The sequence below is a fragment of the Photorhabdus heterorhabditis genome (assembly GCF_018448905.1).
Classification (GTDB): Bacteria; Pseudomonadota; Gammaproteobacteria; order Enterobacterales; family Enterobacteriaceae; genus Photorhabdus; species Photorhabdus heterorhabditis.
Genome location: NZ_RCWA01000035.1, coordinates 25,323 through 48,184, shown reverse-complemented (window position 1 = coordinate 48,184; position 22,862 = coordinate 25,323). Strand labels below are relative to the sequence as shown.

General features: G+C 39.7%; 18 protein-coding genes and 1 tRNA gene. 12 read left to right on the top strand and 7 right to left on the bottom strand.

Going from position 1 to position 22,862, the window contains the following annotated elements; translation table 11 throughout:
• A partial coding sequence (locus EAE89_RS18130; RefSeq protein WP_214086359.1) for a transposase occupies positions 1 to 120 on the top strand: 120 nt, incomplete at its 5' end.
• Positions 121 to 367: 247 nt separating this feature from the next.
• Entirely contained in the window at positions 368 to 2,095 is a 1,728-nt protein-coding gene (locus EAE89_RS18125) for a phospholipase D-like domain-containing protein (RefSeq protein ID WP_214086357.1), read from the top strand.
• Positions 2,096 to 2,411: 316 nt separating this feature from the next.
• Here EAE89_RS18125 and EAE89_RS18120 read toward each other — a convergent pair whose 3' ends face one another.
• Entirely contained in the window at positions 2,412 to 3,743 is a 1,332-nt protein-coding gene (locus EAE89_RS18120) for a D-serine ammonia-lyase (RefSeq protein ID WP_214086356.1), read from the bottom strand.
• 418 nt (positions 3,744 to 4,161) lie between these two features.
• Entirely contained in the window at positions 4,162 to 5,499 is a 1,338-nt protein-coding gene (gene dsdX / locus EAE89_RS18115; RefSeq protein WP_149616741.1) for a D-serine transporter DsdX, read from the bottom strand.
• Positions 5,500 to 5,740: 241 nt separating this feature from the next.
• Between dsdX and dsdC the strand changes: the two genes are divergently transcribed.
• Positions 5,741 to 6,679, top strand: a complete 939-nt coding sequence (gene dsdC / locus EAE89_RS18110; protein WP_054478183.1) for a DNA-binding transcriptional regulator DsdC — start codon at positions 5,741 to 5,743, stop codon at positions 6,677 to 6,679.
• 303 nt (positions 6,680 to 6,982) lie between these two features.
• Here dsdC and EAE89_RS18105 read toward each other — a convergent pair whose 3' ends face one another.
• Positions 6,983 to 8,686 carry a pyridoxal phosphate-dependent decarboxylase family protein gene (locus EAE89_RS18105; protein ID WP_214086355.1) on the bottom strand — a complete coding sequence of 568 codons (1,704 nt, stop codon included), beginning with the start codon at positions 8,684 to 8,686 and terminating at the stop codon, positions 6,983 to 6,985.
• A 994-nt stretch (positions 8,687 to 9,680) separates the two neighbouring features.
• On the opposite strand from EAE89_RS18105, the gene EAE89_RS18100 reads away from it, so the two are divergent.
• From EAE89_RS18100 to EAE89_RS18075, 6 genes are all read left to right on the top strand, one after another.
• The gene (locus EAE89_RS18100) at positions 9,681 to 10,229 is read left to right on the top strand and encodes an Ail/Lom family outer membrane beta-barrel protein (RefSeq protein ID WP_149616742.1); all 549 of its coding nucleotides are present in this window, start codon (positions 9,681 to 9,683) and stop codon (positions 10,227 to 10,229) included.
• 459 nt (positions 10,230 to 10,688) lie between these two features.
• A complete protein-coding gene (locus tag EAE89_RS18095; protein WP_188093353.1) occupies positions 10,689 to 10,841 on the top strand; it encodes a hypothetical protein in 153 nt (50 codons plus the stop codon).
• Positions 10,842 to 11,096: 255 nt separating this feature from the next.
• Positions 11,097 to 11,495 carry a DUF1240 domain-containing protein gene (locus tag EAE89_RS24430; RefSeq protein WP_149616743.1) on the top strand — a complete coding sequence of 133 codons (399 nt, stop codon included), beginning with the start codon at positions 11,097 to 11,099 and terminating at the stop codon, positions 11,493 to 11,495.
• The gene (locus EAE89_RS18085) at positions 11,467 to 11,700 is read left to right on the top strand and encodes a hypothetical protein (RefSeq protein WP_054478170.1); all 234 of its coding nucleotides are present in this window, start codon (positions 11,467 to 11,469) and stop codon (positions 11,698 to 11,700) included. The genes EAE89_RS24430 and EAE89_RS18085 overlap by 29 nt, the downstream gene beginning before the upstream one ends.
• Positions 11,701 to 11,829: 129 nt before the next feature.
• A complete protein-coding gene (locus EAE89_RS18080) occupies positions 11,830 to 12,102 on the top strand; it encodes a DUF1240 domain-containing protein (protein ID WP_244866593.1) in 273 nt (90 codons plus the stop codon).
• Between the two features lie 89 nt (positions 12,103 to 12,191).
• Positions 12,192 to 12,527: a hypothetical protein gene (locus tag EAE89_RS18075; RefSeq protein WP_214086354.1), complete on the top strand. Its 336-nt coding sequence runs from the start codon at positions 12,192 to 12,194 to the stop codon at positions 12,525 to 12,527.
• Between the two features lie 109 nt (positions 12,528 to 12,636).
• Here EAE89_RS18075 and EAE89_RS18070 read toward each other — a convergent pair.
• A tRNA-Lys gene (locus tag EAE89_RS18070) sits at positions 12,637 to 12,712 on the bottom strand.
• A gap of 362 nt (positions 12,713 to 13,074) precedes the next feature.
• On the opposite strand from EAE89_RS18070, the gene cycA reads away from it, so the two are divergent.
• Together cycA and wrbA are read left to right on the top strand one after the other, a co-directional pair.
• Positions 13,075 to 14,481, top strand: coding sequence for a D-serine/D-alanine/glycine transporter (gene cycA, locus EAE89_RS18065; protein ID WP_054478168.1), 1,407 nt, complete (start codon positions 13,075 to 13,077; stop codon positions 14,479 to 14,481).
• A 232-nt stretch (positions 14,482 to 14,713) separates the two neighbouring features.
• Entirely contained in the window at positions 14,714 to 15,313 is a 600-nt protein-coding gene (gene wrbA / locus EAE89_RS18060; protein WP_214086353.1) for an NAD(P)H:quinone oxidoreductase, read from the top strand.
• 57 nt (positions 15,314 to 15,370) lie between these two features.
• Here the strand turns inward: wrbA and putP are convergent, their stop codons facing one another.
• A complete protein-coding gene (gene putP, locus EAE89_RS18055; RefSeq protein WP_054478165.1) occupies positions 15,371 to 16,855 on the bottom strand; it encodes a sodium/proline symporter PutP in 1,485 nt (494 codons plus the stop codon).
• A 484-nt stretch (positions 16,856 to 17,339) separates the two neighbouring features.
• On the opposite strand from putP, the gene putA reads away from it, so the two are divergent.
• Complete coding sequence (gene putA, locus EAE89_RS18050; RefSeq protein ID WP_214086352.1) at positions 17,340 to 21,320, top strand: trifunctional transcriptional regulator/proline dehydrogenase/L-glutamate gamma-semialdehyde dehydrogenase; 3,981 nt, start codon at positions 17,340 to 17,342, stop codon at positions 21,318 to 21,320.
• 79 nt (positions 21,321 to 21,399) lie between these two features.
• Here the strand turns inward: putA and fliZ are convergent, their stop codons facing one another.
• Positions 21,400 to 21,912 (bottom strand): flagella biosynthesis regulatory protein FliZ, encoded by a 513-nt coding sequence (gene fliZ, locus EAE89_RS18045; protein WP_054478161.1) that lies wholly within the window; start codon positions 21,910 to 21,912, stop codon positions 21,400 to 21,402.
• 52 nt (positions 21,913 to 21,964) lie between these two features.
• Positions 21,965 to 22,687: an RNA polymerase sigma factor FliA gene (locus EAE89_RS18040; RefSeq protein WP_054478160.1), complete on the bottom strand. Its 723-nt coding sequence runs from the start codon at positions 22,685 to 22,687 to the stop codon at positions 21,965 to 21,967.
• Between the last annotated feature and the right edge of the window lie 175 nt (positions 22,688 to 22,862).

Sequence of the window (22,862 nt, the reverse complement as noted above, 5' to 3'; positions counted from 1 at the left end):
ATGCAGAGCAAAACAGGGTTGCTGTGGTCAAGATCGTACTTTGTCTGTAGCACCGGAGGGGCAACGCTCGAAACACTCAGAGCCTACGTTCAGAGTCAGTCAACGCCTGAGTGTTCTTGAAAGCCCCACGGGCTTTTCGCCTTATATCCCCGCCCGCACTGGGCAAGGGTTTACGGCGTTTTTCGCTAAACTACCAGCCATTCGTGCAGACTTTTCATTAACACCATTAGAAAGGGCGCAGCGAAACCCAGTTTTATCTTTTTTAATCATCCTTCCTCAAAAATTGGTTATGATTATAAATAGCTTGCCTGATACTGGCAGGCTATCGGCTGATATGTAAAAAAATTGTTGCCCGGAGGATGCATATATGAATTTATTGGATGGTTTACAAAAAAAACTGGACGGTTACTTTAATAAAACAAGTGAAATCAACTATGTAAAAATATTTGATACTCCCCAAATATGGGGGCTTCCTTTTGGAAAAGAGATAATGCCACAGGCTGTTAAAAGAGCAGCGGAATTTGAAGATGCTATTGTAAGCATTCTGGAAAACATGCGTTATCGCTGTGATATTTCCTCCTTAAATGCCCCGGATGCAGAGTGGAGAAAAGTTATCCTATCAGCTATTGATAGCGCATTTACAAAAAAAATAAACAGGAAGGACAGAACTCAGATAAGATTCTTATTCGCTCAAACACCGACATCTTTATTAAACGGTGTAGCTTCGTACTTTGAAGGTACTCCTGAATATCTGGCATTGAAGGATGATATTATTAAACTAATTCAAGAAAGGAGAGATAGTTGGGAGTGTATACCTGAAATATGGATTGGTCGATTTTACAGGATAGTAGACGGACTTAAAATATCATTAGACAAGAAGCTGTTACCAGAGGAAATGATTCCAGAAGCTGATACCAGAATGACATGGAATCATACAAAAATTATCGCAGTTGATGGAATTGAGTCATTTGTCGGGGGCCATAATTTAAATATGGATCTTTTTAAAAATTACCCTCCGGTTCATGATGTCTCTGTTAAAGTTATAGGAGAGGCATCATTAGGCTCACAATTATTTTTAAATAATATGTGGATATCTGATAAAGACCTCTTAACCAAAGAATTCTTTGATATAGATGAAAATAGATGGGCTAATGCAAATGGCATTGTGGGAAAGCCGGAAGACCCATTAAAAAAAGAGCACATTACTGAATATATAGACAGAAAAAAAGAAGAATGCCTAAAAAATCCACCTAAAGACCCAGAATATAAGAAAGCCAGCAGGATATTGTCCGTAGGTAAATATTGGTCTGGGCCTGATATGCGAACGGATTATAAAAAAGGCTCTGAAATAATGAAAGAGTTTATAATAAAGAATGCAAAGAAAAAAATTCGCATGTCCCAACAGGATCTTGTCAGTGCATGGAAAAAACAATGGCGAGATCATCATGTGTGCCGGTGGTTGATCGAAGCGTTACTTTCCAATCCCGAGCTGGAAGTTCAAATTGTTGTATCGCCACTTGATGCAGCAGCCGGTGCTGCTGGTGATCAATATTCTTTTGGTTCTGGGGCCAAAAGAACGTTTGAAATATTTAAATACTATTTGACACATGATGAGCATACCGATGAGAAACTGGAAGATCCGGATGGAATCAGGCAAGCCGCACTGAAAAGAATAGAGGTTGCCCCTTTTTTCTATACAGACAAAGTACCTGAAGATCTGTTAATTGAAGGTGCTACATACAAATGGCCAACCGCAGAGGAAAATTCTTATACAGCTACGCTAAAAGAACCGTCTCTTTCTGACAGACCTCCACAGATAGGTGCTATAGGACGCCCATTCTGGTCCTTAATGAAAGCAGGGGGTCCTGAGCAGGTATATCCCAAAGTCCCCCCTGCTCCTGGGAATCATGCAAAAGTAACAATAATTGATGATGAACTATATGTGGTTGGTTCTGATAATCTCTATCCAGGGTATCTTTCAGAGTTCAACTATCTTATTGAGGGAGAAGATGCGGTGAAAACTTTCATAGAATCCTACTGGGAACCGTTGTGGAAATACTCAGGAACACATTCATTTAATTACAAAAATGTTTGATGTAAGTAACCAGTATACTGATATATTCCCGCCAACTGCTGGCGGGAATATATCCCCTTCATCTTTCAAGTTGCTGCTTTGTTGGCTGCGTTCACTTGCCGCCGTGCTGCAATTTGAAATCTATTGGGTATAACTTGAAAAACACTAAGGAGATGACTTTTCAGAGTAGGAAACCAAATCAAAGCGTTTTTCAGTAATAGACTGAAAGCCAGCAGGATACTGAACCCGAGGAACCAGATGCTGGCAATCAGATTACCCCAGTGAAAGACACCATTTTCAAATAATCTGGGCTTGAAGCCCGTTAAATTATTTACGATTAGATTTTGGCCATAGCCAGGTATTTTGTCATCTCATCATCGGGCACCATACCACCGCCAGTTGCCCAGACCAAATGCGTAGCCTGTTTCATCTTTTCTACTGAAAGGTTCTTGTTATTTAAATAATTAGAGTTTCCACTAACACGAGCAGGCCCCGCCATTCCCGCCAACGCCGAAGGCTCTAACTGGATATCCTCATCACGATTAAGTAAACCCAACAGGTTATACATTTCTTGATCATTAATAGTGTAAAAGCCATCAAGCAAACGCTCCATGGCTCGACCAACAAAACCGGAAGCTCTCCCTACCGCAAGACCATCAGCAGCCGTGACATTGTCTATACCGATGTCCTGTACACTGATATTGTCATGTAGACCGGTATATACACCCAACAACATACATGGAGAATGGGTAGGTTCAGCAAAAATGCAGTGCACATGATCACCAAAAGCCAGTTTCAACCCAAATGCAACACCACCCGGGCCACCACCAACCCCACATGGCAGATAAACGAATAATGGATGCTCTTCATCAACCACAATATTCATCTGCTCAAATTGTGCTTTGATCCGGCCACCTGCCACAGAATATCCCAGAAATAACGTCCTGGAATTTTCATCGTCAATAAAAAAACAGTTGGGATCAGATTCCGCTTCTTTACGCCCATGAGCTACAGCCACACCATAATCTTGTTGATGCTCTACTACATTAATCCCATGTGAACATAACTTTTGCTTCTTCCACTCACGGGCATCGGCAGACATATGCACACTGACGTTAAAACCCAGTTTTGCACTTATAATGCCAATGGATAACCCCAGATTACCGGTAGAGCCTACGGCAATGCTGTATTGGCTAAAAAACTGTCTGAATTCCTCTGAAAACAGTTTGCTGTAATCATCATTTTCAGAAAGTAAACCAGCCTGTAATGCTAATTTTTCCGCATGAGTCAATACTTCATAAATACCACCACGAGCTTTAATCGAACCGGAAATTGGTAAGTGGCTATCTTTCTTAAGCAGAATTTTCCCTGCTATATCAACACTATAATACTGTTCCAGTGTTTTCTGCATTGCGGGAATAGCCACTATCTCTGATTCAATAATGCCATTCGTAGCTTTTGTCTCCGGGAAAGCCTTACATAAATAAGATGCAAAACGATTCAGGCGTGCTTCAGCATCCCTGACATCATCAGCATCCAAACCGACAAAAGGTAATCCCTCTTTAAAGGTTGTACTGCAAGGGTTAAACCAGAAGATTTCCTCTAATTTCATTAAATTTTTTACTAACGGATATTCATTTAGTAATTGTTGAATCTTTGTACTTTTCATTTGCGTGTTAACCCAAGATTGGTGTTCCCTGGTATATACCCTTCATCCTTCAAGTTGCTGCTTTATTGGCTGCTTTCACTTACCCCAGTCACATCGTTACCTATGCTCCTGGGGATGCGTTCTCTTGCCGCCACGCAGCAATTTGAAATCTATTAGGTATATAAAAAAATAACGCTAGTTTTTTAATTATTAAAATTATTATTTTCAGTATGTTATGTTTACTACAATTTTCCTACAAAATATCAAAACATCACTTTTTATTTATTTTTTATCTTCCCCTTATTTTGATTAGTACATTAGTATTTAATTTTCTTTTTATTTTAGCTATAAAAGCTACCTATTTTATAGGCTCCCCTGGTATTGACACACTCGCACTTCTTGTTCTTATCTTTCAACGACTGAAATATTATTCTTCTCATTACACAATGGTAGAAAGAAGAAACGTCCCAGCCAACGCAACAACAGATGCAATAAATGTTGCGGTTGTATAATATTTAAAAGTTTCACTGAGCGTTGCTCCGCAATATTGCTTAACCAGCCAGAACAGTGAATCAGTAACAATAGTACAGCCGATAGCACCGGAACCAATAGCTAAAGTAATGATTGCCGGGCTAATATCTGGATATAACGGCAGCATGGGTGAAACAATCGCTGTTGCTCCCACCATTGCTACGGTTGCCGAACCAACCGCCGCATGCAAGATAATAGCAACCAACCAAGACAAAAGAATTGGATGCATATCCAGATTTGACAAAATAACTGCCAACGTATCACTAATCCCACTTCCTTTCAGAATGCTATTGAATGCTCCGCCTGCACCGATAATCAATAAAATATTGGCGATAGAGGCAAAACAATCTTCTGTTTTTGTCAACAGCATACTCATGCCCACATTTTGTTTAATACCTAAGGTGTAATAGGCAACAAATGCAGCAATAAACATAGCGGTAATAGGATTACCGATAAATTCTAACACCATGTAAGATATGGTGCCTTTTTCTATATTCAGTTCAGCAAACGTTTTAATCAGCATCAACCCAATTGGCAATAGCACAGTAAACAATGTGATACCTAAAGAGGGTAAATCTTCTTCCCTGCGAACTTCAATATCAGAAAACTCATCAGGAACCGATTTGAAAGGCAAACGGCTACCGAGAAATCGCTGGAATAACGGGCCACCGATCAAAGCCGCAAACAAACCGATTATTAGTCCATAAACAATCACCGAACCAATATCCGCGCCCAGTTTATTCGTAACAAATAATGCCGCTGGGTGTGGAGGCACAATACAATGAACCACCATCAATGCCGTACACAACGGAATCGCTAATTTCAACAATGACGTATTAGTTTTCCTGGCAATAGAAAACGCCAATGGGATCAACAGTACTACCCCTACTTCAACAAACAGGGTAATACCACAAATCAGCCCAATCAGTACCATAATGATATCTGGTGAGAGCCATCGGCATTTTTGCAATGTGATACCAATACGCTCTGCTGCGCCAGATATCTCCATCATCTTGCCCAGAATGGTTCCCAAACCAATGACTGCGGCCAAAAAACCCAACGTACTACCCATCCCCGCTTCAATGGTTCTTACCACATTGACAGGGTTCATTCCCATTAATACGCCAACATAAAAACTTGCCAGCAGTAACGCCAGAAAAGGGTGAATTTTTAATTTGATTATCGTAAATACAATTAACACAATACTTGTAAGTAATGTACCAATCACCCAAGGTTGTGAATCCACTTAATCATTCTCCACAGTTAACCTCTGTTCGTTACATGCGTTTTCACTATTGAATATGAATATTCAATTTTTGACAAATGATCAATACATAGCCATGCATGAACTCTGTTGAGTCAATTCAGTGATACCGATCAAAATTTTCACTTTATTTGCGACTTAAATCACTAAAACTATCTGAAATATACACCCTTGATGATACGGTTGTATTATCCCACTTCGATGAAAAAGAAACATTATAAATATGTACACAGATGATAATTTCATGGTTGTAAATAAGTTACTAAATGGAAGCCAGTTATCAAAGCTGCATACATTTGAGATAGCCGCCCGCCACTGCTCTTTCGTTCAGGCGGCTGATGAATTGGCTATTAGTGCCAGCGCTGTCAGCCATAGAATCAGTTCACTAGAACAAGAGTTGGGACTCAAACTTTTCCAACGTTTTCACAGAAAGCTTGAATTAACTTGTGAAGGAAAGCGTTTATTTTGGACAATTAAATCAACACTGGAACATCTGAATCAGGAAATTCTGGAGATAAAAAACCAAGAGTTATCAGGAAACCTAACTATCTACTCCCGTCCTACCTTTACCCAATGTTGGTTAGTGCCCAAATTGGCTGATTTTAACCAGCTCTATCCATCCATTAATCTGAACATCTTGGTTGGTAACGAAAATGTAAATTTCCGCGGTTATGGTATAGATTTAGCAATTTATTTTGATGATATTATGTCCGATGAATTATCCCATCAGTATTTGATGAGTGAATATATTACCCCGGTCTGTAGTCCACAATATGCCGAAAAATATAACCTGATGGGAAATATCGATAATTTACAATACTGCACATTATTGCATGACAAACAAGCATGGAGCTACGATTCTGATACAAAAGAGTGGGATACCTGGACAGAACATTTTGGTATTACCCTAGATCCATCACAAAAATGTATAGTATTTGACCGTTCTGATTTAGCTGCGGTCGCCGCAATACACCATGCTGGTATTGCCATGGGCAGAAAAAACATGATTGGGGAAAAAATTAAAAGCAAAGAATTAGTAGCCCCTTTTCCCAATACCGAAGTGCTATGTAAACAATATTACTATACCTGTACCCTTCCCCAGCAACAGAATGAAAAAGTCAATGCATTTATTCAATGGTTGAAATCAATCATAGACGAATAAAGAATACCATCGGTCATTAAATAGGTACAACCATCCCTTTTTTCCAAGTGGCGATAGCTAATCGCCATTATACCCTTCATCTTTCAAGTTGCCTCTTTGTTGGCTGCACTCACCCCAGTCACATCGTTATCTATGCTCCCGGGAACTCGCTCCCTTGCCGTCGCGATCCATCTTGAAATCTATTGGGTATAGATCCCAATATAGTTACTACGAAAAAGGCTGAACTCTGTTCCCTACAAAGCTCAGCCTTATCAATTTAAGTTTAATCCTTGGTAATTATATTGTAGTCATGTGTCTACCTTTTCAAGAAGGTACGTTTTCAATTAGGCTATCAATATATCTATCAATATCCGCCCTGGTTGTCATTGGGTTTATAAACACCGCCTTCTCACCTGGAATATAAGAAAAATCCCCCTTTGAGTCATATTCAGAACGGGTAATAAATTCAACCCAATTGGTAAATAACCCAATTTTATCCCTATTGGTAAATATTCTTCGATGAAACTGATAATTACTTTGCATAAAATTCATAGCATCCTGAGAATCCATGCATGTCAGCTCATACTCAAATGCTATATCAACATCAGTTATAATCTTAGGATTATAAATCTTAAATCCAACACTTGGCCCCTGATTCGCTGGTGCAATAAGCTTAACATAGCCTAAATCTTGCAAACACTTTCTGAAATAATTGGCATTTTGTAAACAGTGCGCCAAAATAACCTGGTATCCTTTCTTTCCCATATAGGTTAAAGCAGAGACAGCACCAAAAATTCCTGCGGCACCCCGAGTACATTCAATTGTTGATTGTAAATGTGTTTTCTCTTGCATATCATTCTCAAAATAAGAGAAATGCTGTGGTTCATTCTCCAATGTTTTCAGATCGGATTTATCTTTTATCATCACTAAGCTGGAAATATAAGGCACATATCCCCATTTATGAAAATCTATGGTAAATGAGTCGGTATATTTAATTTCCTGAAACTTGTCCCTATTATTTTTTATACCTTGTAAAGTGCTTTCATTTATTGACAGCGGGTTTGATTCAAAATCATAATCAGCAAAGAACAACATTGACCAACCAATAGCTGCATCTGCATGAATATGCGGTTTAATTTTTATGCCATATTCTTCACATAAGCGATTACGTAAGTCATAAATTAGTTTTACCCTATCAACTGCAAACGTATCCGTCGTTCCCAATGTAAGCATAATTGTCGGAATCAAACAATTAACGTTAAAACATGCACGCATTTGGTGTTCCAAATGGGCCAAATCAATCTCATTAGAGGACGTAATCCTAATTCGTATCGTTTTATGTTTAATATCTACACCTAGCAGGGATAAATTCGTCATATTTGAATAATGTCCTCCCTGTGAATTAATAATACAATAATCATCACCGGAATCGAGACCGGTAAGCCGGGCATTTGGTAATGATTTTCTGATCCCTAAAAGATACCCATACAAATTACAAAAAGTTCCCCCTTGTGTGAAAATACCGGTTGCTTCCATAGGATCATAGCCAGCCAATGTTGCCATTTGCCTGACTGCCATTTTTTCTAATTTCTCAGCCATACCCGCATACTCGCTATAAACCAAATTAGGGCTTACAAGCTGGGATAACATTGAACCATAAATGGCGGGATCACAAGGCATAGCAATAGCATTTTCGACAGCACCAGGATTTTCCCAGTCTTTTGACAGTGCCACAGCAAAGAGCAACAGAGGATCAAGGCTACCTCCCGGTTCACAATACGTTTCAGGTATATGTTGCTCGGTTTTTATCTTTTCTAACAAAAAACTACCCTCAGGATAGGCATCAACACGTTTCAACGGATGAAGATTCCTCCCTCTAAACTCAATAATTTTCTTCATCTCCTGTTCATGAAATATAGGCCACTTATTAGAATTTCGGCTAAAAAACCATTCGATAATCCGTTGGTATTCAATTTCAAAATTAGGTGAAAGCCCGTCCTCTGAAATAATATAATTTTTATTTTTCACGATATTATTAACCTTTGTTTATTGTGTTATATGTGAATTTTTTGTTACCCAACAACAAAATTAGTCAGCATCTTGTCATTCATTTCTCTGATTAATTGCAATATACCCAATAGATTTCAAATTGCAGCGCGGCGGCAAGTGAACGCATCCCCAAGATGCATAGATAACTATGTGACTGGGGTAAGTGAAAGCAACCAACAAAATAGCAACTTGAGAGATAACGGGTATAAAAGCATAATAGGTATGCCATACAAATAAATAACCCCTTATAATGTCAGCGTTCACAAACTCAATGAAATATATGTATTTATGTAAAAACACTTCACCGCTATTACCCGGAAATAATCATTTATTATATAAACTATCATCTTAATATAATGTTTATTATTTTATTAATAGTAACCAATCTAATGTTAGACACAATAATTTAAATAAGATAAGTATTATATGAAAAATAACACATTACAATTAATTCATATAAAATCAAATAATTATATTTCATATGGCGCAAAAATACTCAAATAACTTTAACTCATTAATCTTTAATTGTATCTGGGTGTATTCCTACCACGCACACTGAAATGTGCAAAAAACAACTTACCTTTTTCACTTATCATAGTAAGCGCCAAAAATTTAATTTCACTAGTTACTATTGGAATAGAAAACAGAAACGCGTGTTTTTCTTAATATAAAAATGTGGAATATTTAGTATGAATAATTATCGGTAAGCAAAGAAAGAAAAATTCCAAAGTTAACAATTGATGAATATTGAAACAATAAAGCGATTATTTATACTAATAAAGCAAAATTACTCCAGAAATATCCTCAAAGAAGAAAGTAGTAATAATAGTTAGTGAATCGTGTATAAGACCTTAATTTTATCGAAAAATATATACTAATGATTTAATTTGTGATATTTATTATATTCGTTGGTAAACAAGTCTTTAAATAGTAACAAAGTAATTCATTACGAAATTATATAGAGTGTGATTAAATGCAAAAATTTTTACTAAGCTGTGGCATTATTTTCTCTGCATGTGCAATAACCTTACCTGCTCAAGCTGAACAACATACTGTTTCTATCGGCTATGCCTATGTGAAACCACAAGATATTAAAGCACTAAACGGTGCGACATTGAGTTATCGATATGAATTGGATGATCAATGGGGACTGTTATCATCATTTACCTTTGCTAAAGGGGATGAAAAAGAGACAGAAGAATACCCTAAACTTGATACTAAGTATTACTCTTTGATGACTGGTCCGACTTATAGAATTAATGATTATGTTAGCTTATATAGCCAACTGGGGTTATCCAGAATTAATGTAAAACTCTCCGCCACCTATGGAAATGGGTACACTGAGAAAGCAGAAATAAATAATAATGCTTTAGGCTGGGGAGCAGGTTTAATTGTCAATCCGACAACCAACACATCCGTTACAGTTGGTTATGAAGGTAGCCGCTTTAATACCAAAGAATATGGCGGGGAAAGCAAACTCTCCACTAATGGTTTTAATGTAACCGTCGGCTACCGTTTCTAATTTAGTCAATAAAAAGATTATAGAATCATCAAGGCTGAATATATAGCCTTGGTGATTTATTTAGAAATTTCGATTCAATTCTGCATATCAGCAAAATAAATTCATCGTTCCCCCAAAAAAGTAACTCGAAATCGATTTAACATATTACGAATCTTTTATTAAGCAAAGCCAGAACTAAACAAGGTTATTTTCACAATATTAATTTAGATGATGAAACTAAAGAGTGACCTCCGGGTGTTCCTGAATACAGAGATTTGTAACTTACCCTATATAAAATTTTAGTGTTAAGTATGTCCTCTATTCGCCTTTACATATCTTTACTGGGGCACAGTTGAAGGATGAAAGAGGGTTTTATTGAAGGTATATTCTAACAAGAATTAAATTATTTTTGTTGACCTTACTGGTTATATCAACGAAGATGTTAAAATGAGTAACATTAAACTAATGTAAGGAGGGAATATGACGTATAAGAAATATAATCCCAGTGTAGAAGGTTACATGGGGGATTTTTTAAAGGGTAATGTAGGTATTAATCAGTTAAAACCTCAACATGAATTCTTTGATGCCATAAGGTTAGAAAAAGTATTAAGTGATAATACCATACATGGCTAAAACTGCCATTATAGCAGCTACTTCTTAGGCTGCTGGCTCATTTATATCAGCTATAGCTGTAGTTGGTGGAAGTGTTATTGTCGCTGCAGGAATTGTTTTAATTGTTGGTTTTCTTGCTGCCATCACTTTGGAGTATATCGATAAGAAATATGGAATCAGTCTGAAAGTCATCAAATTGATAAAGGATGGAATGGAAAGAAAACCCAGGACACCTGAAGTTGATTTACAGAATATATTCAACAATATGGGTAAAATATGGCAGATAAAAAGATTATACGTATAATTTGTGGTATCTTTGTTTGTTTTATTATTTTATTTGGGTATTATATTGTTTTTAACAATATTCACTCATTATTAGTAATGAAAGATGAGATAGTATTTTCTAGTATAATTTTTATTTGCTTCTTTTCATTTCCACTCGTTTTGTATTATTTTACATCTTTATTTTTTTATTTTATTTTTAATAAACTGCCTAATAATCATATGTTGTATATCAAATTCTTAGGTTCTATTATGGTTATTTCTTTTATTATCAGTCTTCCAATATCTTTCTGGGTAAGTAATCAATTAAACAATGATGGCTATTTGGTATGTAATAAAATCTCATGGATGTCGCCTACAACTTATGTCAAAGACATTAAATTATGTGAGTAAAAATTTTATAAATATTCTTCTCTCATATTTTCGCCTAGCCTATTTAGCTCTCATTATGATTGCGATTAGTTTAGAAATTCTAGAGGCAAAATATGGAATAAGTAAAAAATTAATAGAACTAATCAAAGAAGAAATGAAAAGAAAACCAAAGTCACCGGAAGGAAATTTACAGCATGTATTTAACCGATTAGGTAAAATAAAGTGAATAATAAGCATGTAAAAATTTCATACGGAATAATATTATTACTAATAGTTACATCTGTAATGTACTTAGTGAGTGACTGTATTTTTTCATTGATTTTAATGAAAGAAAAAATAATATTTTCCGGAACTATTGTTATGTATTTCATTTCATTTCATTTCATTTCCTTTAATATTTTATGCTATATCTGGTTCTATATTTTTCTTTGTTTTTGATCGATTGCCTAAATTTAATAAGCCTATTATCAGATACTTAACCATGCTGATGATTGCATCATTCATCGTTAGCTTTCCTATCTCTTTTTATGTTGGTTATAAGTTAAACAATGATGGCTATTTGGTGTGTGATAAAATCTCATGGATGTCACCTACAACTTATGTCAAAGACATTAAATTATGTGAGTAAAAATTTTATAAATATTCTTCTCTCATATTTTCGCCTGTTTAGCTCTCATTATTTGAGGGCTTTTTTATTATTTCTCAGGGTGTTAAATAGTGCTTTCTGTAAAAATCACTCACGGTAAAAACACCACGAAAGAATTACTTGATATCCTGAACCATGAAACCAGAAATAAAGCCTTATATTACTGGTTCTTTGCTGCATTCATGCTGTTTGTCTATTTTACTTTCGATGTTGTCTGTCTGATATCATCATTATTATGGAAACATCCATTCTACCAAATAAGAAAATGGGGCTTAATCCTTAGATACTTACGACATATACCTGTTATCTTTCAAGTTGCCTCTTTGTTGGCTGCACTCTCTTACCCCGGTCACAGAGTTCTCTATGCTCCCGGGGATTCGCTCCCTTGCCGTCGCGATCCATCTTGAAATCCATTGGGTATAAACATAACAGACAAGATTTATCTTATAATGACAAATCTATATATAATCTCTATTAATGCTCTTAAATACCACTCTTAGGCATCCTAGATTTAACTGGTGGGTTGTCGGGGGCTCGAACCCCGGGCCAATTGATTAAGAGTCAACTGCTCTGCCGACTGAGCTAACAACCCATATGAACAATTATTATCTCATACACAGCTATCGTCAATATTATTATTGACCCGTTATTTGTTGGCTGCACTCACTCCCGGTCACAGTGTTATCTATGCTCCCGGGGATTCGCTCCCTTGCCGTCTCGATCCATCTTGAAATCCATTGGGTATAACTATTTTTTTCTAAGCGAATAATTCATATTCAATTTTAAGGATACTGATGAGTTAAATTGTAACCAATTTGTTTTTAAGATGAAATCAAGCTGTCATTATTATAGTAATTTGTGTCACAATCTTTTCGCAAACACCGCTAATATAAGGCCACTTAAAGAGCCGTGACAATTTACCTAAGAAAATGAAAATATTGGATACTATATACTATGGCAGAAAATATAAACACTTCACTTTCCGCTAAAACCGGGGAAACGCAGTTGCAACGCAATCTGAGCAACCGACATATACAACTTATTGCTATCGGTGGTGCTATTGGCACCGGGCTGTTTATGGGTTCAGGAAAAACAATCTCCCTTGCCGGACCATCGATTATATTCGTTTATATGATTATCGGTTTCATGTTGTTCTTCGTGATGCGCGCAATGGGCGAATTACTGCTCTCAAACCTGCAATATAAATCATTCAGTGACTTTGCTGCGGATTTACTGGGGCCTTGGGCAGGTTTTTTTGTCGGTTGGACTTATTGGTTCTGCTGGGTTATTACCGGTATCGCCGATGTGGTAGCCATCACTTCATATATCAGTTATTGGCAACCCGATTTCCCACAATGGGCTACTTCCCTACTCTGTGTTTCGTTGCTGCTAGCGCTTAATCTAGCAACCGTAAAATTATTCGGAGAAATGGAATTCTGGTTCGCTATGATTAAAATCGTTGCCATTGTTGCTTTAATTGTGACAGGCGCTGTTCTGATCGGTATGCATTTTCAATCTCCAGCCGGCCATACCGCTTCACTGGCAAATATATGGAATGACGGAGGATTCTTTCCCACAGGATTAAATGGATTTTTTGCCGGATTCCAAATAGCCATATTTGCTTTCGTGGGAATTGAATTAGTAGGTACTGCTGCCGCAGAAACTAAGGACCCAATGAAATCACTTCCCAGAGCAATTAATGCCATTCCAATCCGTATTATCACCTTCTATGTGCTGGCACTCATAATTATTATGTCAGTCACGCCATGGCGTTCAATCATTGCAGACAAAAGTCCTTTTGTTGAGCTGTTTGTGCTGATTGGTTTACCTGCTGCTGCAAGTATCGTGAACTTTGTGGTATTGACTTCTGCTGCATCTTCAGCAAATAGCGGGGTTTTCTCCACCAGCCGTATGCTATTTGGACTAGCAAAAGAAGGTGATGCACCACAGCAATTCAGCCGCCTTTCACGCCGTTCAGTGCCTGCATCGGGGTTAATTTTTACCTGTTTATGTTTATCTTGTGGTGTCGTGCTGATTTATTTAATTCCTGATGTTATGCATGTATTTACCCTAGTAACCACCGTTTCAGCCATTCTGTTTATGTTTATCTGGAGTATGATCCTATGTTCATATCTGGTTTACCGGAAACGTCGCCCTGCATTACATAAAGCTTCAATCTATAAAATGCCACTGGGTATTATCATGTCGTGGGTCTGTCTGGCATTTTTTGCATTTGTTCTGATACTACTCACTTTACGAGATGATACTCGTCAGGCATTAATTATCACACCTGTTTGGTTTCTGGTTTTAATTATTGGCTTTCAAATTGTAAAAAAACGTAGAACACGTTTGTACAACTAACTTATTCAAGTTTTTAATACCTATATGACCTGTGGGAATAATACTCCACAGGTCTTTTTTATTGCTGCAAGCGACTAAATTACCGCTACACTTACTCTACCGGTTAAGAAAATCTTTCTTACAAAATAAGGTAATTTCGCCTTATTACATCAATAATATTGATGAATTTAAATGACGGCTGCCGTTATTGTAAACTTCGCAGCCACTTTTTAACCTTGTTGGAGCAAGTAATATGACTAAAATTCTTGTACTTTATTATTCCATGTATGGACATATTGAAACGCTGGCATCCGCAGTTGCAGAGGGCGCCAAAAAAGTCTCTGATGTAGAAGTCACCATTAAACGCGTACCAGAAACCATCCCACCAGAAACATTTACCAAAGCAGGTGGTAAAACGGATCAATCCGCTCCGATTGCATCCACACAGGAGCTGGTTGACTATGATGCAATTATCATCGGCACCCCAACCCGCTTTGGTAATATGGCCGGCCAAATGAGAAACTTTTTAGACCAGACAGGCAGCTTGTGGGCCGAAGGTAAACTGCACGGCAAAGTCGCCAGCGTATTCACTTCCACAGGTGTTGGCGGTGGTCAGGAAATGACCATTACTTCAACCTGGACAACACTCGCCCACCACGGCTTTATTATCATACCGATTGGTTATGGTATTCCTGAAATCGGGGATATTTCACAGTCGCAAGGGGGAACCCCTTATGGTGCCAGTACTTTCGCTGGCGGTGACGGTTCACGCTTCCCCAATGAAAACGAATTGAAAATCGCCCGTTATCAGGGGGAACATGTCGCTAAGATCACTAAAAAACTGAAAAGCTAATAACGCTCGTTAGAGTGTGAAGGCATTTCGCCTTCACACTTTTTTACCTATTTCAATTCACTTAGTTTTGTATTGCACCTCAGCATCAATGAAACGCTGTTGCGTTTCTCTGCCCGGCGCTTTACCCAGCAAGCTGACAATGACAATCGCAATAGAAGCAAAGATAAAGCCAGGAATAATTTCATACAGTCCAAACCATTGGTACTTCATCCATACTAATACCGTGCCTGCCCCAACCAACATCCCGATTAATGCACCATTACGTGTCATACGTTTCCAAGTAACAGAAATCAACACAACCGGACCAAACGCTGCACCAAATCCAGCCCATGCATTACTGACCAGAGCCAATACCTTATTTTCAGGGTTAGTTGCTATTACCATAGCGATAACTGCCACCAACAGAACCATAAAACGCCCCACCCACACCAACTCCTTCTGGCTAGCAGATTTACGGATAAAAGGCTTATAAAGATCTTCTGTCAATGCACTGGCACACACCAACAGCTGACAACTCAAAGTACTCATGACCGCAGCCAGAATAGCTGATAATAAAATACCTGCTATCCACGGATTAAACAGAATAACCGCCAATTCCATAAAGATACGCTCACGATTGGCAGCTACCGGGCCAGACAGGTCAGAATGCATTTCAAAATAAGCAATACCGAAGAAACCAACCGCAATAGTTCCAGCCAAACATAACACCATCCAAGTCATACTAATACGACGAGCTTTACGGATAGTGTGATGGGAATCTGCCGCCATAAAACGCGCCAAAATATGTGGCTGACCAAAATAACCCAGTCCCCAACCCAATAACGAGATAATAGCGATAAAGTTCAATCCCTTAAACATATCCAAATAAGCTGGATTTTTCGCTGCTATCAGAGTAAGCGAGGTATCAATGCCACCAACGGAGAAAATAACGATAACTGGGGTCAAGATAAGAGCAAAAATCATTAATGAAGCCTGAACAGTATCTGTCCAACTGACCGCCAAGAAGCCACCGAGGAAAGTGTAAGCAATCGTTGCTGCTGCCCCAAGCCACATGGCTTTCTGATAACTGATACCAAAAGTGCTTTCAAATAATAAACCTCCGGCAACAACGCCAGAAGCACAATAGATGGTGAAGAAAATCAAGATAACAAGTGCAGAAATAATACGCAGGATCTTGCTGTTATCTTCAAAACGACTGGTGAAATAGTCTGGCAGTGTCAAAGCATTGTTATTGACTTCCGTCTGAATCCGTAACCTGCCTGCAACCAGTTTCCAGTTAAGATAAGCGCCTAACGCAAGACCAATAGCTATCCAGCTTTCTGAAACACCCGCGAAATAAACAACGCCAGGTAAGCCCATCAATAGCCAACCACTCATATCCGAAGCACCGGCAGACAAAGCCGTTACCACGCTACCTAATCGCCTTCCCCCTAAGATATAATCATCAAAATTTTTGGTCGAGCGATAAGCTAAAAAGCCTATCAACAACATCCCAGTAATATAGACAATAAAGGTGATTAGCATTGGTGTATTTACTGTCATGCAGGTTCTCCATAGTTTATCTGTGTTTGCAAAGCCGCAGTTCTCCTGGGTACACAGAGTTTTCCCTGTCAGGTTCAGGAACGTTGCACCTGATTGCACCTAAAGATGATTTATAATTCTAAATTGAAATAATTTTTTTTGTAACCAATTAAAAAGTTACAATGAATCCTAGATTAGCACTAGGTAATTTAACAACTAATTAACGCCATTTTTTACAAGAAACGTTTGCTGAATCACATTTATTTGATTTAAAGGTTGTATTTTTTAACCATTTCATGATTCCACTCTAGTGTTAGCCATAAAATGTTAAACCAATATATATCAATTAGATAAAGTCACAATAACAAATATACCCGTCTAATTATAATAAATGGATTAATTTCACAAAAACAAAACAAGCAATTTGCATAAGGTTGCACAAAGTTGCAACATATCAGATATTATCATGCAAATTAGATAAACCTTACCTATTAAAGGAGCGAGGATGGGTAGTACAACAATGGGCGTGAAGCTTGATGAGGCAACTCGTGATCGCATTAAAGCTGCGGCACAACGGATTGACCGCACTCCACACTGGCTGATTAAACAAGCTATTTTTAATTACCTTGAACGTCTTGAAAATGACGAGCAGATTACTGAGTTATCTTCCAGCCAAGATCTTGAAGAGAAGATAACGGGAGAAGAAACTGCAATAATAGATTCCTCTCATCAACCTTTCCTCGACTTCGCCGAGCATATCCTGCCTCAATCAGTAAAACGTTCTGCAATCACTGCTGCCTATCGTCTGCCAGAAACACAAGCAGTTCCAATGCTGCTACAACAGGCGCAATTGCCAGAAGAGCAGGCACAAGCAACCCACAAGCTAGCCTATAGCATTGCAGAAAAATTGCGTAACCAGAAAAACAGCGTTGGCCGCTCAGGTTTAGTTCAAGGGCTGTTGCAGGAATTTTCACTTTCATCTCAGGAAGGTGTTGCCCTGATGTGTCTTGCGGAAGCCCTGCTTCGTATTCCTGACAAAGCCACCCGTGACGCGCTGATCCGCGATAAAATCAGTAATGGTAACTGGCATTCTCATTTGGGCCAAAGTTCATCTATGTTTGTCAATGCAGCAACATGGGGGCTGCTATTTACCGGAAAACTGGTTTCTACCCATAACGAAGCCAAACTTTCTAATTCACTGAATCGTATTATCAGCAAAAGTGGTGAACCATTAGTGCGTAAAGGCGTAGATATGGCAATGCGTCTGATGGGTGAACAGTTTGTGACAGGTGAAACTATCGATCAAGCGCTGGCAAGTGCACGTAAATTGGAAGAAAAAGGGTTCCGCTACTCCTATGACATGCTAGGTGAAGCCGCTTTAACTGAGAAAGATGCCCAAGATTATATGGTTTCTTACCAACAGGCGATTCATGCTATCGGTAAGGCATCTAATGGCCGAGGCATTTATGAAGGACCTGGGATTTCCATTAAGCTTTCCGCCCTGCATCCGCGTTATAGCCGTGCTCAATACGAGCGAGTAATGGACGAGCTGTATCCACGTCTGCTTTCCCTGACATTACAGGCACGTCAATATGATATTGGTATCAATATTGATGCAGAAGAAGCGGATCGTCTGGAAATCTCTCTTGATTTGCTGGAAAAACTCTGTTTTGAGCCACAACTGGCTGGCTGGAATGGCATTGGTTTCGTTATTCAGGCTTATCAGAAACGCTGCCCATTTGTTATTGACACGATAATTGATTTGGCACAGCGCAGCCGTCGCCGCCTGATGGTGAGACTGGTAAAAGGCGCCTACTGGGATAGCGAAATTAAGCGTGCTCAAATAGATGGGCTGGAAGGCTATCCAGTTTACACCCGTAAAGTTTATACCGATGTTTCTTATCTGGCTTGTGCCCGCAAACTATTGTCAGTGCCAAATCTGATTTACCCCCAGTTCGCTACCCACAATGCTCATACTTTATCTGCTGTTTATCATATGGCCGGTCAAAACTATTACCCGGGTCAATATGAATTCCAATGCTTGCATGGCATGGGAGAACCACTATACGAACAAGTGGTCGGGAAAATCGCTAATGGCAAATTAAACCGCCCATGTCGCATTTATGCGCCAGTAGGCACTCATGAAACGTTGTTGGCCTACCTCGTCCGTCGTCTGCTGGAAAATGGTGCTAACACCTCCTTCGTCAACCGTATCGCCGATACCACACTACCACTGGATGAACTGGTTGCTGATCCAGTGAAAAAAATTCAAAAACTGGCTGAAACCGAAGGTCAAATTGGCCTCCCTCATCCGAAAATCCCTCTGCCTTACAACCTGTATGGCAAAGATCGCGCAAACTCAGCCGGTTTGGATCTTTCCAACGAGCATCGCTTAGCTTCTCTTTCCAGTGCCTTACTCAGTTCTGCTACCGAAGAACGGTATAGCGAACCATTACTAGGCGGTCATTATTACCATCAAGGTGAGTTACCCGTAGCTAAACCGGTCATTAATCCGGCTGAGCCTCTGGATATCGTTGGTCATGTTCGTGAAACAACTGAGCAGGAAGTTGGTCATGCGCTGGATGTCGCAACAGAAGCTGGAGCAATCTGGTTTGCGACTCCGCCATCAGAACGAGCAGCAATTCTGATTCGTGCTGCTGAATTGATGGAAAACCAGATGCAACTGCTGTTGGGTATTCTGGTTCGAGAAGCAGGTAAAACCTTTAATAATGCGATTGCGGAAGTACGCGAAGCTGTCGATTTCCTCCATTATTATGCCGGGCAAGTTCGCCATGATTTCGCTAATGATACCCATCGTCCACTGGGACCCGTTGTATGTATCAGCCCATGGAACTTCCCATTGGCTATTTTCACTGGACAGATAGCTGCTGCGCTGGCTGCCGGAAACAGTGTCTTAGCAAAACCAGCGGAACAGACCTCATTAATTGCAGCAATTGCGGTCAAGATACTACAGCAAGCTGGTATTCCCCATGGCGTATTGCAATTATTACCTGGCCGAGGTGAAACCGTTGGCTCTCTTCTGGTTGGTGATGAAAGGGTACGCGGGGTGATGTTTACCGGCTCCACTGAAGTTGCTGGTCTGTTACAACGCAATATTGCCGGACGACTTGATGCGCAAGGACGACCAACACCTCTCATTGCCGAGACCGGTGGCCTGAATGCAATGATTGTTGATTCTTCTGCTCTCACAGAACAAGTTGTTACTGATGTCGTCGCTTCTGCTTTTGACAGTGCAGGTCAACGTTGCTCTGCCTTACGCATTCTTTGCATTCAGGAAGATGTGGCAGAACGAACCATTACCATGCTGAAAGGAGCAATGTCTGAATGCCGGATGGGTAATCCTGAACGTCTTTCTACCGATATCGGACCAGTCATTGATGCTGATGCCAAAGCCGGTATCGATCGCCATATTCAGGCAATGCGCACTAAAGGACGCACGATTTACCAGGCAGCGCACAGCAATACGGTTGACAGTAAAGAGTGGGAACAAGGCACCTTTGTTAAACCAACGCTAATTGAACTGGAAAGCTTTGATGAGCTGAAAAAAGAGATCTTCGGCCCTGTTCTACATGTTGTCCGTTTTAAACGTAGTGAACTGGATACATTGCTGGATCAAATTAACGACTCCAACTACGGCCTGACACTAGGTGTACATACCCGTATTGATGAAACGATTGCACAGGTTACCGCGAAAGCGAAAGTAGGTAACTTGTATGTTAACCGCAATATGGTCGGTGCTGTTGTTGGCGTACAACCGTTTGGTGGTGAAGGCTTATCCGGTACAGGCCCGAAAGCGGGTGGTCCACTCTATTTATATCGATTACTCTCTTGCCGCCCTCAGAATGCCATTAATCAGACGCTGGAACGTCAAGATACTGAATATTCACTGGACGCCAATGCTCGTTCGACACTGATGGCTCCATTTGATGCATTGACGAAATGGGCTACCAATCAGCACAACGAAGAGCTGAATCAGTTAATTCAGCAGTACAAACTACTCGCACAAGGTGGCACAACTCGCCTATTACCTGGGCCTACAGGTGAACGCAATACTTACACCCTGTTACCTCGTGGTCAGGTATTGTGTCTGGCGGATAATCAGCAAGATACCTTGACCCAACTGGCCGCAACATTGTCTGTTGGCTGTCAATTACTCTGGCAAAATGATGAAATGCACCAGCAACTATTCCGTCAATTGCCAGATAACGTCCGTAAAGCAATCAATCTGGTTCAAGACTGGCAGAGTGAAGATACGGCATTCGACGCTGTCATTTACCACGGCGATTCTGATCAACTCCGTCAAGTCTGCGAACAGATCGCCCAACGTAGAGGCCCCATTATCTCCGTACAAGGTTTTGCCCGTGGAGAAACTAACCTCTTGTTAGAACGTCTGCTACATGAACATTCGCTGAGCATTAACACTGCCGCTGCGGGGGGCAATGCCAGCTTGATGACTATCGGGTAACGCCTAAAATAACCAAGGGGAACACACCGAAAATGCGTTCCCCTGAAATTGGTGCTCTCTTTACTGTTATATTTCCAGCTTAATGACCGCCCTGCTGCCAGCTCAAATACTGCTCATACTTACGCAAGGCAATGTTGTAGTTACTGAATGCCGACTGTGAGAGTTTCTCACTCAGTTTTTCCTGGATTTTCTCTGTTGTGAACTCTTTTACAGGGTAATTGCTTGAAGTGAGCAATTCATCCAAACGTCGTAAACGAACCACATACTCACGAATCGTACTGTGGCTCATTTCAGTTTGTTCAAACAGGTATTGTTTGAAAGACATGATGTCAAAATAATCTGTCTCACTGTTGCAATAAATTTCACTGCAAAAACGGCATAATGCGACAAATTTATCTTGCAACTCATCCCAAGTCTTATCATCAATCAACTCCGTCATCTCGGAGATCGACTCTTTATTAATCACCTGGCCATTAAAAACCAAAGAGATGCGATCAAGAGCTTTGTGACAATGCAAGCAATGAGTTTGACTATGTTTGTAGTCTTTAATGTAACGGCTGAGCGGCCGTTTCTTTTGTGTTGTAACAGACATAAGAGATAAAGCCCTGTGTGTAGTCTTAAACAAAAAACAAATAAGCAAAAAGTTACTTTTCCGGATTTAAGCGAGCCCGCAGACGTTTAATCGCCTGACTGTGTAACTGACTTATGCGGGACTCCCCGACTTCAAGTACTGCGCCAATCTCTTTCAGATTAAGTTCTTCCTGATAATACAGCGTCAGAACTATTTTTTCTCGCTCGGGTAACGAATCAATAGCATCAATTACCCGTTGACGAACATCACTTTCCAACAATTGTTGTAAGGGATTAGTTTCATGCCCTTCTTCAATGACAGGTTCACAGCTTTCACCATGCATTTCATGCCATTCGTCATAAGAAAACAACTGACTGTTATTCGTATCTAACAGTATCTGCCGATATTCTACCAGATCAATCTTTAATTCTTTAGCAACTTCCTGCTCACTGGCTGGACGGCCTAAGTCTTGCTCAAGTTTACGGATGGTTTGCGTTACTTCGCGCGCATTACGTCGCACACTACGCGGAGCCCAATCACGGCTCCTTAACTCATCCAACATTGCACCTCTGATACGTTGTACCGCATAAGTGGTAAACGCGGTTCCTTGTAAGGAATCAAAACGTTCCACCGCATTTAGTAAGCCGATTCCCCCGGCCTGAAGCAGATCATCCAGCTCCACACACGCAGGTAACCTAACTTGTAGCCTTAACGCTTCATGGCGAACTAATGGTACATAGCGCTTCCAGAGGCTGTTTTTGTCCATCACGCCTTCGGCGGTATACAAATCGCTCACAACAACAGACACCTTTGGAATAAGAGACTAACTACCATTATCCAATCCCCTAACAAGGGCAATCGTTTGAACAATGTAGTAAAAGCACTTCTTTTTCACCTATGCGAAATTTATTGTCCGCCTAATAATAACACAAATTTTAGGCTGTTCACGATAAACGACTAAAAAAGAAGGA

What these genes read in the sequence shown, in the direction of transcription:
- EAE89_RS18095 (WP_188093353.1), top strand. Translation starts at nt 10,689, where the DNA reads ATGACGTATAAGAAATATAATCCCAGTGTAGAAGGTTACATGGGGGAT.
- wrbA (WP_214086353.1), top strand. Translation starts at nt 14,714, where the DNA reads ATGACTAAAATTCTTGTACTTTATTATTCCATGTATGGACATATTGAA.
- putP (WP_054478165.1), bottom strand. Translation starts at nt 16,855, where the DNA reads ATGACAGTAAATACACCAATGCTAATCACCTTTATTGTCTATATTACT.
- putA (WP_214086352.1), top strand. Translation starts at nt 17,340, where the DNA reads ATGGGTAGTACAACAATGGGCGTGAAGCTTGATGAGGCAACTCGTGAT.
- EAE89_RS18085 (WP_054478170.1), top strand. Translation starts at nt 11,467, where the DNA reads ATGTCAAAGACATTAAATTATGTGAGTAAAAATTTTATAAATATTCTT.
- EAE89_RS18120 (WP_214086356.1), bottom strand. Translation starts at nt 3,743, where the DNA reads ATGAAAAGTACAAAGATTCAACAATTACTAAATGAATATCCGTTAGTA.
- cycA (WP_054478168.1), top strand. Translation starts at nt 13,075, where the DNA reads ATGGCAGAAAATATAAACACTTCACTTTCCGCTAAAACCGGGGAAACG.
- EAE89_RS24430 (WP_149616743.1), top strand. Translation starts at nt 11,097, where the DNA reads ATGGCAGATAAAAAGATTATACGTATAATTTGTGGTATCTTTGTTTGT.
- EAE89_RS18100 (WP_149616742.1), top strand. Translation starts at nt 9,681, where the DNA reads ATGCAAAAATTTTTACTAAGCTGTGGCATTATTTTCTCTGCATGTGCA.
- dsdC (WP_054478183.1), top strand. Translation starts at nt 5,741, where the DNA reads ATGTACACAGATGATAATTTCATGGTTGTAAATAAGTTACTAAATGGA.
- fliZ (WP_054478161.1), bottom strand. Translation starts at nt 21,912, where the DNA reads ATGTCTGTTACAACACAAAAGAAACGGCCGCTCAGCCGTTACATTAAA.
- EAE89_RS18125 (WP_214086357.1), top strand. Translation starts at nt 368, where the DNA reads ATGAATTTATTGGATGGTTTACAAAAAAAACTGGACGGTTACTTTAAT.